10 protein-coding genes and 1 pseudogene are annotated in these 11,766 nt (G+C 59.3%); 2 read left to right on the top strand and 9 right to left on the bottom strand.

The features are described 5' to 3' along the window. Window positions 1-147: 147 nt before the first annotated feature. Together istB (V6766_RS24695) and V6766_RS24690 are read right to left on the bottom strand one after the other, a co-directional pair. Complete coding sequence (gene istB, locus V6766_RS24695) at window positions 148-882, bottom strand: IS21-like element helper ATPase IstB (protein ID WP_272214524.1); 735 nt, start codon at window positions 880-882, stop codon at window positions 148-150. 1 nt (window position 883) lies between these two features. Then, window positions 884-1,084 (bottom strand): annotated as a pseudogene (locus V6766_RS24690) (IS21 family transposase); the annotation flags it as partial. Window positions 1,085-1,264: 180 nt separating this feature from the next. On the opposite strand from V6766_RS24690, the gene V6766_RS24685 reads away from it, so the two are divergent. Next, the gene (locus tag V6766_RS24685) at window positions 1,265-2,446 is read left to right on the top strand and encodes a site-specific integrase (RefSeq protein ID WP_448470901.1); all 1,182 of its coding nucleotides are present in this window, start codon (window positions 1,265-1,267) and stop codon (window positions 2,444-2,446) included. A 156-nt stretch (window positions 2,447-2,602) separates the two neighbouring features. Here the strand turns inward: V6766_RS24685 and istB (V6766_RS24680) are convergent, their stop codons facing one another. From istB (V6766_RS24680) to V6766_RS24660, 5 genes are all read right to left on the bottom strand, one after another. Further along, entirely contained in the window at window positions 2,603-3,361 is a 759-nt protein-coding gene (gene istB, locus V6766_RS24680; RefSeq protein ID WP_448470900.1) for an IS21-like element helper ATPase IstB, read from the bottom strand. Beyond that, the gene (gene istA / locus V6766_RS24675; protein ID WP_448470899.1) at window positions 3,358-4,854 is read right to left on the bottom strand and encodes an IS21 family transposase; all 1,497 of its coding nucleotides are present in this window, start codon (window positions 4,852-4,854) and stop codon (window positions 3,358-3,360) included. Before istA ends, istB (V6766_RS24680) begins: the two co-directional genes overlap by 4 nt. Window positions 4,855-5,142: 288 nt before the next feature. Further along, complete coding sequence (locus tag V6766_RS24670; RefSeq protein ID WP_448470898.1) at window positions 5,143-6,162, bottom strand: quinone oxidoreductase family protein; 1,020 nt, start codon at window positions 6,160-6,162, stop codon at window positions 5,143-5,145. After that, a complete protein-coding gene (locus V6766_RS24665) occupies window positions 6,159-6,614 on the bottom strand; it encodes a Zn-ribbon domain-containing OB-fold protein (protein ID WP_448470897.1) in 456 nt (151 codons plus the stop codon). Before V6766_RS24665 ends, V6766_RS24670 begins: the two co-directional genes overlap by 4 nt. Further along, complete coding sequence (locus V6766_RS24660; RefSeq protein ID WP_448470896.1) at window positions 6,611-7,810, bottom strand: thiolase family protein; 1,200 nt, start codon at window positions 7,808-7,810, stop codon at window positions 6,611-6,613. The genes V6766_RS24665 and V6766_RS24660 overlap by 4 nt, the downstream gene beginning before the upstream one ends. 99 nt (window positions 7,811-7,909) lie before the next feature. Between V6766_RS24660 and V6766_RS24655 the strand changes: the two genes are divergently transcribed. Beyond that, a complete protein-coding gene (locus V6766_RS24655) occupies window positions 7,910-8,806 on the top strand; it encodes a LysR family transcriptional regulator (RefSeq protein WP_448470895.1) in 897 nt (298 codons plus the stop codon). A 167-nt stretch (window positions 8,807-8,973) separates the two neighbouring features. Here the strand turns inward: V6766_RS24655 and V6766_RS24650 are convergent, their stop codons facing one another. Together V6766_RS24650 and V6766_RS24645 are read right to left on the bottom strand one after the other, a co-directional pair. Further along, on the bottom strand, window positions 8,974-10,896 hold the full coding sequence (locus V6766_RS24650) for a TRAP transporter permease (protein ID WP_448470894.1): 1,923 nt from the start codon (window positions 10,894-10,896) through the stop codon (window positions 8,974-8,976). Between the two features lie 138 nt (window positions 10,897-11,034). Further along, window positions 11,035-11,766: TAXI family TRAP transporter solute-binding subunit (locus V6766_RS24645; protein WP_448470893.1), on the bottom strand; the 732-nt coding region annotated here is incomplete at its 5' end.

Below are 11,766 nucleotides of genomic sequence, written 5' to 3'. Positions count from 1 at the left end.
TGTCAATCGGCGTTGTAATGGGACCCCATTTAGGCGTCCAAAAGGACCCCCTCCCTTGGGTTGCATTCGGCGATCAGCGCGCGCAGGCCCGGAGCCATCAATTTAGCGTAGCGGCCTGCGGGCGCGGGTTGTTTGGCTTCTTCGGCTTTAGCTTTGAGAACGGTTTCTGAAGCGCCAGGATTCGTTTCCGGTTTCGATGATCTCGCAGTGGTGCGTGAGCCGGTCGAGGAGCGCAGCGGTCATCTTTGCGTCGCCAAACACGGCTGGCCACTCGCCGAATGCAAGATTGGTGGTGACGATGATTGATGTGCGCTCGTAGAGCCTGCTGACCAGATGGAAGAGAAGCTGGCCACCAGCCTGGGCAAACGGAAGATACCCCAGTTCATCCATGATAACGAAGTCGAGTCTGGTGATGAAGTCGGCGAGCCGCCCTTGTTTGCCATTTCGTGCTTCTGTCTCGAGCTGATTGACGAGGTCGACAACATTGAAGAACCGTCCTCTTGCCCCGTTGCGGATCAGGGCGCGGGCAAGTGCGATCGACAAATGCGACTTTCCTGTTCCCGTTCCGCCGACCAGAACCAGGTTATGTTGCTGAGAGAGGAAGTCGCCTGTGGCGAGCTGGCGGACCAATCCTTCGTTGACCGGCGTATCCGAGAAGTCGAAGTCATCAATGTCCTTAGCCAGCGGCAACTTGGCGACGGTGAGCTGGTATTTGATGGAGCGCGCCTGCTTCTCGGCGATCTCCGACTGCAGCAGGTTACCCACGATGCGCGGCGGCTCATGCTGCCGCTTGATACCGGAGGCCATGATCTCGTCGTAAGCGCCACGCATACCGAACAGCTTCAGCGCGCCCATCATGTCGAGGATTTGGGATCGTTCCATATCAGCTTGCCCTCCGGAGGCTATCGTAACGTGCGCAATCTGCCAGAGGCTCATGGGTCAGGCGAAGGGCGTCGGGAATGGAGAGAATGGCGGGTGGCTGCGGATCACGATTGCGAGCCAGGATATTGATGATGATGGCGGCCGAGAACACGCCTTGATCGAGCGCTTCCTGGCAGGCCGCCTCGACAGCGGGAAGTCCGTCCAGTCCTACATGGGCGCAATGGCGAAACGTCGAGATACACCAATTTGCGATTTTGCTTCTTTTTCCACTACTTAGTCAATATCCCTTATTTTTGCCCTTGCCTCGTTTCGGCTCATTTCGTACCTTTTTACCCGGAAAGTACAACAAATGTTGTACCACTGTAGGCAATGTTGTACCGATATGGGCACCATCGTAAAGCGCTCACGCAAGGACGGATCTGTAGCATGGCTCGCGCAGATTGTCATAAAGCGCGGCGGCAAGATCGTTCTGCGCGAGAACAAAACCTTCGAGCTCCGGTCGAGGGCCAACGCCTGGCTCAGCCAACGTGAAGATCAACTCGGTCAACCCGATGCGCTCGAAGCAGCGCTCAAATCCAAGTCCCGCGGCAACCAGGACCCGACTCTCTCCGACGCGATAGATCTCTACATCCGCGAAAGCAACAAGAAGATCGGGCGCACGAAAGCGCAGGTGCTAAGGAGCATCAAGGATTTCGATATCGCCGACCAAACATGTGCCTCGATCACAAGCGCCGATATTGTCGCCTTCGCGCGCGAGAAACTCGAGAGCGGAGTTCAGCCGCAAACTGTTTCGAATTACCTCTCTCACCTCGGCGCTGTATTCGCCATTGCGCGCCCTGCCTGGGACTACCCTCTTGACCGGCAAGCCATGCAAGACGCCTGGATCGTCGCCGACCGCCTGGGTTTGACGACGAAGAGCCGTGAGCGCGATCGTCGGCCAACCCTCGGCGAACTCGATAGGCTTATGCAGCATTTCAAGGAACGGTCAGCCGCCAGACCGTCGTCGATTCCGATGCATCGGATCATTGCCTTCGCTATCTTCTCGACCCGCCGGCAGGAAGAGATCATCCGGATCACCTGGAATGACTTGGACAAGGAAGGCAAGCGCGTACTGGTGCGCGACATGAAGAATCCCGGCCAGAAAATCGGCAATGATGTGTGGTGCGACCTGCAGGAGGAAGCACTTTCGATGGTCGAGGCCATGCCCAAAGTCGCCGATCAGATCTTCCCCTACACTACGGACGCGATCGGCGCGTCCTTCACGCGCGCCTGCAAAATTCTCGGGATCGACGACCTACGCTTTCATGACCTGCGGCACGACGGTGTTTCGAGGCTGTTCGAGCTTGGCTTGAACATACCCAAGGTCGCCTCCAACTCCGGGCACCGGTCGTGGACATCGCTCAAGCGCTATACGCACCTGCGGCAGACCGGCGACAAGTACGATGGGTGGAAGTGGCTTGCGGAAGTGACCAGGAAGGACCCTGCACTGAAACTCGTGCAACACGGGCAGTTCCCTCGGAGACGGCGTTCCCAGAGAACTGGCGGCAGCAGTGATATTCTGTGATGCTTGCAAACTCCATCAGCGATGTCAACGGCGGAGCAAAAACCGGCCATTGGGCGGCGCAAAAGTAGGCCACCTGCGCCGCGAGCGGGGAACGTCGGGAGGGCGTAGCCTGACCAGAGTTTCGCGCTCGCGGCGTCGGCGATTTTGGTAAGTGTTTCAGCCCGCCTTTCGGGCTCGGCTTTGGGCGAGGCGGTAGCTGTCGCCGTTCATCTCGAGGATATTGACATGGTGGGTGACGCGATCGAGCAGCGCGCCGGTCAGACGCTCGGACCCGAACGTTTCGGTCCATTCGTCGAACGGGAGATTGCTGGTGATCAGGGTGGAGCCGCGCTCGTAGCGCTGCGAGATCAGCTCGAACAGCAACTCCGCCCCAGTTTTGGAGAGCGGCACGAAGCCCAGTTCGTCGATGATCAGCAGGCTGTATCCGGCCATCTGCTTTTGGAAGCGCAGAAGACGCCGTTCGTCGCGGGCCTCCATCATCTCGCTGACGAGAGCGGCGGCCGTGATAAAGCCGACGGACAGGCCCTTCTGGCAGGCGGCCAGGCCGAGACCGAGTGCGACATGGGTCTTGCCCGTGCCGCTGGGACCGAGCGCAATGACGTTCTCGCGGCGCTCGATCCATTCACAGCGCGCCAGTTCCAGCACCTGCATCCTGTTGAGCTTCGGGATGGCGTCGAAGTCGAAGCTGTCGAGGCTTTTGACGACCGGGAACCGGGCCCCCTTGATGCGCCGCTCGACCTTGCGGCGATCCCGCTCGATCATCTCCCGCTCGGCAAGCCGGGTCAGGTATCCGACATGGTCGACGCCCTCGGTGGCGCATAGCCGGGCCAGTTTCTGATGCTCGCGCTGGAAGGATGGCAGCTTCAGGGTCTTGAGATAATGGGAGAGCAGGATTTCCGGAACTTCGGTGCTCATGCCGCTTCTCCCGTTTCCGGCGACAGGAGACCCATGTAGGCCTTGGCAGAGGTCGTCTCGACCGTCGCCTTCGGCAAGTAGGGATAGTTCGACAGGTCCAGCCGTGGCGGCCGTCGCTCCACCTGGCACAGGAGAAGGTGTTTGACAGCGTCGAAGCCGATGGCCCCGAACTGGATCGCCTGCTTCACCGCCCCATGCAGATCGGCAAGCTCAAAGCTTTCCAGCAGTCGCAGTACCTGCACGTATTCCCGCCGGCCGTGCTTGGCCATGCGCGCCTCCATCAGCCGGCGTAGCGTGGCAAACTCCTGCGGCAGATCCCAGCCCTGCAGAGGTGCTGCCTGATCCAGTGCATTGATCTTCTGCTCGATCAGCGGCAGGTAATGAAGGGGATTGAAGGCGACGTCTTCCCGTTCCCAACTGCGGGGATGACGGGCGATGATCTCGCCACGGCAGCCGATGACCACCTCGTCGACATAACCGCGAACCCAGACCTCTTGATGGCCATAGGCGACCGGAACAGAGTAGTCGTTGGTCTTGTAGCGGACCAGAGATTGCGCCGTGACACGGGCACTGGCCTGGTCGCAGGCATCGAAGGGTGACGCCGGTAACGGACGCATGGTGGCCAGATCGCGCTGCAGCCGCTCGCCGATCGTCTCGCTCTCACCGCGCAATCTGTCGTGCTGGCGTTTGCGGCATTGCTCTTCCAGCCAGGCGTTGAAGGCATCCCATGTCGCAAATTGCGGGATCGGAACCATGAAGTTGCGACGGGCATAGCCGACCAGACCTTCAACGCTTCCCTTGTCATTGCCCTTGCCGGGACGGCCATAACGATCCCGGATCAGGTAGTGGGACAGGAAGCCGCTGAACAGCGCCGCCCGCTTGCGGGTGCCGTCGGGCAGGATCTTCGCCACCAGGCAGCGGTCGTTGTCGTAGACGATCGATTGCGGCACGGCCCCGAAAAAGTCGAACGCATGGATGTGGCCGTCCACCCAGGCCTCGGCCACCGCCGCAGGATAGGCCCGCACATAGCAGGCGTCGCTGTGCGGCAGGTCGAGCACGAAGAAGCGGGCCTTCTGCTCGACACCGCCGATCATCACCATCGCCTCGCCGAAATCGGCCTGCGCATGGCCCGCCGGATGCGACAGCGGCACGAACACCTCTTGGCGGCGCTGCTCCCGCTCGCGCATGTAGTCCTTGATGATCGTGTAGCCGCCGGTAAACCCGCATTCGTCACGAAGCCGATCGAACACCCGCTTGGCCGTATGGCGCTGTTTGCGCGGCATCTTCAAATCCTCGTCGAGCCACCGATCGATGGTCGTGACGAATGCGTCCAGCTTCGGTCGCCGGACCGGCGAACGGCGGCGATAGCCGGGCGGCGACGAATACGACAGCATCTTGGAAACGCTGTCGCGCGATATGTTGAAATGCTTCGCTGCCTGGCGACGGCTCATCCCTTCCGAAACCGCCAGACGGACCTTCAGATACAATTCCACGGTGTAGATCCCCGAACCCTCCTGCGCTCTGTGCAGAAGGGAAATAGGTGGACGACTTTTACGCCGCCCGCAGCAGGACTATCCCGCCGCTACCGTGGACGAATTTTGCACCGCCGATCTCTGCCGCCCGCCGCAGGCTTCCATTCTTAGCGGCTGCCACGAAGTAGTGTATTTGAAAGCTTTGGCACTGAGTACTTTCATCTGGAATTTCTACTTATAAATATCAGCGCGTTCGCGGTATCATTTATAATATCCAATTGATATTAATCATCTTTTCCAGAATACGATCTAGGGCAGCAAAATAATACGCCCAAGAGTATCCCCCTTTTCTAGCGCGGCATGAGCTTCATTTGCCTTTTCGAGCGGCAACGTCTCGGCGATGAGCGGCGTGACCTTGCCGGACGCCACCAATTGTAGTGCGTCCTCGAGTTGATCGCGCCGGACGCTACCCACACCAAGGATTTTTGCGCGCTGGAAAAATATGAAAGCGGGATTGATCGAGATGTCTTCCCTAAACAATTGTCCTACCATTACATAGCGGCCGCCTGTGGCGAGACTTTTGAAGCTCGGTTTGAACACGCGGCTGCCGACATTGTCGATGACCACCTCGACACCCGCTCCGTTTGTCAGTTCGCGTATCTTTTTGGAGAAATCCTCCTCGCCATCGGCAATGACGACGTGGTGGGCGCCGGATGCCCGCAAGGTTTCGACCTTGCGTTGCGACCGCGTCAGAGCGATCACCGTCGCGCCGGACGCATGCGCAAGCTGAACGGTCGGCAGGCCGACGCCCCCGCTCGCACCGGTCACGAGCACGGTTTCGCCCAGACGCACGGCGCCGACATCCCGAACCGCGTTGAGTGCCACGCCGACCGCCGGCCCACACATCGAAGCGGCTTCGAGCGAAACCTTGTCCGGGATTTTGACGCAAACTTCTTCATGCAGCGCGGCGTACTCCGCATAACCGCCATGAACCGGCACCCGTTCGGCGCAAGCGGTTTCCATCCCGTTCCGGCATTTGCGGCACATGCCGCAAGAATGGAATGCCTTGGTGCAGACACGGTCGCCAACCGCGAGGTGGCGGACACGGTCGCCAACCGCTTCCACCGTCCCGGCGATCTCGTATCCAAGAATCAGCGGCAGTTCGGTGAAGCGGCGCATGGTGCCATTACGTTGTACTACATCATGATAAGTGACACCCACCGCGCCCACCTTGACAAGCACATCCTCGGGGCCGCACTCCGGCACTGGCACCTCTTCCATTTTCAGAACCGAGGGGTCGCCCAGTTCGCGCAACATGATGGCCTTCATAAATCGTCTCCACCCAACTCAAAGATCATCACTGCCCGGTTTTCAGGCCATTTCTCTGTCGTAAAGGTCACCGGCTCACCCATTTTGGGATCGCGACCAGATTCCGCGATCCGGGCAAAGACGCGCGGGCCTTCCGCCAACTCGATCAGGCCCACGACATAGGGCAGAAGGGGCGCAAATTCCGGCAGATATGGGCGATGATACCTGACCCAACTGAACACCGTCCCCTGCCCCGAGGCCGTTTGCCACTCATGCGCATCGTGACCGCAAAACGGGCAAACCGGCGCGATGGGGAACCGCGAACGGTGACAGGAGGCGCACACTTGCAGAAACAACCGCCCCTCGGATAGGCCTTCCCAGTATGGACGGTTGTCGTCCGTGACCGGGGGCAACAGGTCTTGGGGGCTCCCGCTAAGAGGCGGGACGCTTTTAGAGGTTCCGGATGTCGTCATCTGCTCTGTTCATTTCCGAATATGATGGAATCACCCAAAGCCGTCGCCCATTGCGCGATCCTGGCGGAGGCCACCTGGCGCGGGCCGCACTCGTTTCTGAGCTGACGGACGATTTCCATGATTTGCGACCAACCGTTGAGGTGGCCTTCCGACAGCATACCACCGCCGGTGTTGACAGGAATTTCGCCGCCGAGCCCGATCCTGCCGTTCTGAACAAAATCGGCGGCCTCACCAACATCGCAGAAACCGAAGCGCTCCAGCGCGAGCAGCACCAGAGGAGAAAAAGCGTCGTATATCTGCAGCAGGTCCACGTCCTTGGGGCTGAGCCCAGTCATTTGATAAACCTGCGAACCGGCCCCCTCCGGCGCCGCATCGAACGATGTCGATGACCCAACGCCCAGCCCAGGCTGCCCGAAGATAAACTCGTCCGGACCCGCATGCACGCCTTGCGCCCCCAGCAGATAGACCGGCACAGCGTGGTGATCGCGGGCGCGGTCGGCACGCGTCACGATGAAGGCAACCGCTCCGTCCACAACGTTGGAGCAATCGAGCAGCCTCAGCGGCTCGACGATGTAGGGCGCCTCCATGTAGTCGTCAAATGTCATCGGCTTACGCTGCCAGGCATGGGCATTGAGCTGGGCATGGCGGCGCAAGGTCAAGGGCACTGCAGAGAGCTTGTCGAGGGTATGACCGTATTTGTGGAAATAACGCCGAGCGACAAATCCGGCCGATGCGACAGGACCACTGAATCCGGCATGCGGGGTCTCGCTATGTGGCCCCCAGGCCTGGCGGATCGTTTCGTCAAACCCCCAGGATTTTTTGCTGCCAATCAGACCGAGATTGCTGTTCTTGTACGACCCAAGGCACAGCACAAAATCGGCCATGCCGGACGCTACTGCCATTGCGGCATGTGTTAATACGGTCGCACCGAAACGCCCATGGCTCCAGGTTTGGCTTGCAAACCGCACCCGCAAACCCAGTAAAGACGCGATCTCGTCGTAGTCCACGCCGCGCGGCGACCCGATATGAACGATAAGCCCGTCAATAGCGCTGCGCGCGATGCCGGCGTCGCCGAGGGCTCCGTTGACGGCGTCATGTGCCAGCGACAAGGCTGTGCGCTCTTCGAACCGCCCCACTTCGGTGGTTCCCGCGCCGCAAATGGCGGTTTCGCCGCCAAGCGTAACACCCACGCTCATCCCTCTCCCTTCCGCGCAATTGTATTTGACAATCGAGCATGACGAGGATTAGCTATTTATGGAAATATATTGTTTTTGGATCTTCCATAACGTTTGTAAATGAGATGGAACCTACGCCAGATCGAGATTTTTGTCGCGGTTGCCGAAGAAGCCGGCTTCACCGCAGCAAGCGAACGATTGTCGATGGTGCAGCCGGCTGTGAGCATCGCCGTTCGCAAGCTGGAGGAAACGGTCGGTGTAAAACTGCTGGACCGGACCGGCAGTAAAGTCCGGTTAACATCGGAAGGTGTCTACTTTCTCAAGCAGGTTCAGCGTATCCGGTCGGAATTCGGCAGCCTGGAGCGCGAAATGCGTGCGCTGCGGACACTGGCCGGCGGCGAGATCACCATCGGTGCCCCGCCGATCATAACCGGCTTTTTGCTGCCGAAACTGATCCGTGATTTTGCCGCGAGATATCCGCACGTTAAACTGTCCACGCTCACGGGCTCATCGGAAAGCGTTCTGGGCAAGCTGCGGGAGCGCAAGATCGATGTTGGGTTTGTCAGCGGCGACCACAAGTTGGACGGCATGGAATCGGCCATCATCGAGCGGCATCCCTTCGTCGCCTGCGCAGCAAAGGGAACCGTGTTCGCCAAACGCCGAGAAGTCGATTGGGACGAGCTTTTGAAAGAGCCGCTTGTGTTGTTTCCGAAGGGATTTTACCAGCGGTCGATCATCGAGAACATGGCGATGGAACTCGGACGCGAGGTCCGGATTGCGATTGAAAGCGACAGCGCGGGCTTTGTCAGTGCCATGGTTGCGGCGGGGGTCGGCGCCTCGGTTGCACTGCTCAGCATGGTCGAACGCGAAACCGACATCGCCACAGTGCCGATTGTGGACCGGCCGACGCTGCCCATTTCAATCTGCCGGATGCAGAGCGAGGCCCATGGCATAGCCGCCGACGCGCTATATGAGACGATAGGACAGGCTCAGCGGGCCGAGGTCCGGCAACCTTAGAATAAATCCGGGCGCATTTGGGTGACCGATAGAAGCCGCTGCACCGGCGTTGGATTGCCGGACTCGCGCAACGGCTAGGTTCCGATTAAACCGCAGACTACTCCGGTCTTTAGGTGGCCGCGTTTTTTTTGAACCGCAAAATTAGTGTCCACTTTCCTAAAACCGCTTTAGTTCGAGCTGGCATCGTGTTCGAGCGTGGGGGCGCCTGTGCCGATCCGCTGCCAAAGTCGACTGTAGAACAGGGCCAACACGGCGAACGCCGCAAAGGCGACGTACCAGTTTTCGCTGCCGATAAATATCGTTACCGGTCCCAACACCAGTGCCACGGCCCGTATCGCAAGCGGCAGTCGTTCCCGGAAGTAGCCCACCAATGCCGCAGACATCAACAGAATGCCGCACACGCCGGCAAATATAGCGTGGAGATTGTCGACGAGGTTGCCCTGCAACAGATAGCTTTCGTTATAGATAAAAGCGAACGGAATGATGATCGCGACCACAGCATATCTGAGAGCATGGACGGCTGTCGTCATCGGACGCGCTTCGGCGATGCCGGCGGCCACGAAAACCGCAAGGCAGACCGGCGGAGTCAAAAACGACAACGTGCCGAAGTAAAACACGAACATATGCGCGGCAAGCTCGTCGACCCCCACGCGCACCATGGCCGGTCCAATCAAGATGATCAGAATGATGTAGGTAGCGGTGACAGGCACACCCATGCCGATGATGATGCAGCCAATAGCCGCAAAGAGCAGCAACAGCAGAACGTTGCTGCCGGCAATGGTCACCAGCAGATGTGACAGAGATGACCCCAGTCCCGTCAACCCCAGACAACCCACGACAAGCCCGGCGATGGCGCTCATCACGGCAACGAAAACGGTCGCTTCACCGGCCTTGGCCAAAGCCTCCCAAACCCCGTTCAAACCTTCGAGACCCCGTTTGAAAATCACCGAGAGCACCACCGTGGAAAACGCTGCCGAAAATGCGGAGGCCGCCGGGTTCCAGTTCAGCACAAACAATGTGTAGAGCAGGATGGCGAAGGGAATGACCACCGGACCGACGCCCCGCAACGATTTTTTAAGCGAGGGCAATTCGGCCGTATCTTCGATGCCTAGATTGAATTTGCGCGCTTCCATGTCCACTTGGCAGAACAGGCAAAGATAGATGAACAAGGCCGGCAGAGCGGCTGCAATTGCGACTTGGCTGTAAGGGATGGCCAGAAACTCGGCCATCAGAAAGCCTGTGGCCGCCATGACCGGCGGCAGCACCAGTCCACCGGTCGACGCGACTGCCTCGACCGCGGCGGCGCGTTCGGCATTGTAACCCACCCGCTTCATCATAGGGATGGTAACGATCCCCGTGGTGGCTACGTTGGCGGAAGCGCTACCGGACAGAGAGCCGAACAACGCGCTGGCCACAATTGCCACCTTTGCCGGCCCGCCGTTTCTACGCCCCATCAGGGCCAGAGAGAAATCCGCAATGGCCTGTCCGCCTCCGATCATGAAAAGGCTCTGGCCGAAGACGATAAAGCTCGTGACAATTGACGCGGCGACAAACAGCGGCGTCCCGAAAATCGCTCCGGAATTGAAGTAATTATATGTGGCCAGACGCTCCCAGCGGATGACACGGGCCTCGAACGGCCCAGACAGATAATGTCCGAAATACACATACGCTAATGCGACGGCACCGACGAGCACCATGCTCCAGCCGACCTGCCTGCGTGTGGCCTCGAACAACAACAAAATGCCAAGGGCGCCGATCACGACCTTTTCGGTGGTGACGATGCCTAAAGAACTTAAAATGCTGGCATAATTGAAGAAGACGTAGAGGCCTATCGCGAGCGAGACCAGCGCAAGCACCAGGTCATACCAAGGGACTCGCGGATCGTCGGCAAGCGCGTTGCGGAACGGCAAGGTCAAGAACGTGATCGTCAAACACAAGGAGAGGAACAGCGCCAGGAACTGCTCCAGATAGATCAGCACGCCGAACTCGGGCAGCACCTGTGTGACATAAATCAGAGCTGCCAGGGGTACGATGACGGCAAAGCCCATCACCACCCAATTCCAAAACCCTGTCAGCTTTCTGCGATTCATTTCCTGTTCTCCTGACGGAAATCATGCCCGGCATAGGCCAGGCGCTCGGTCCGCCCTGACGGCGCGACCCGGCAAACCGGGCGAGGCATAAAATGCCTCACCCGTTTCATTCATGCACAAGACGTGGCCGTTCGCCTGTCACTTTTCGGCCTGGTCCAGCAGTTCCTGCTGGCGGGCCTCGGCCTCATCGCTCCACGCGCCCTTGGATTTGTAAAATTCAACCGCCGCAGGGTGAAAGGGAATGACGGCCTCGGTGCTGGCGTAGCGATCCGGTGTCCAGCGCGCCAGCGAGGGGTGAATATCGGCCAACTCCTCGTAATTCTCCCAGATGGCATCAAGAATGGTCTTTATCGTTTCATCGGAAAGATCCGGACGCGCGACCAGTGTGATACCGTAGCTGAGCACATCCATATCCTGCTCGACGCCCACCGGGCCCGCGGGCAGGTTGCGCGCCACGAGAGCGGGGCCGATGGCCTGAGTGCGTTCCATGGCCTCCGGCGAGCCGTCGATCGACAAGATCCTGGCCCCCTCCGCCGCATTGAGCTGCTGGATAATGCCGCTGCCGATCGAAGCTATCGCCGCATCCGCGCGCCCTTCGATAACGGCGTTCACGCCTTCGACGTAAGTGGTGACGCCGACCGGTTTGTAATCGCCTTCGTTCAGCCCGCCATTGGCGATCGTTGCGCGGGACGAAAGAGTGGAGCCGGTAAATGCGCCGTAATTGTTGACGATGCGTTTGCCCTTGAGATCGGCCATCGACTCGATGTCGGAAGATCCGCGCACCACAAGGGACATGAACATGGGCGATCCCACCATAATGGTGCGCATGTCGTAGCGTCCGGAGGTTTCCACGATGTCGTTAGGCGCCTT

This window comes from Martelella sp. AMO21009 (genome assembly GCF_053484295.1).
The sequence above is the reverse complement of the archived record's forward strand: the minus strand, read 5'-3'. Positions and strand labels throughout refer to the sequence as shown.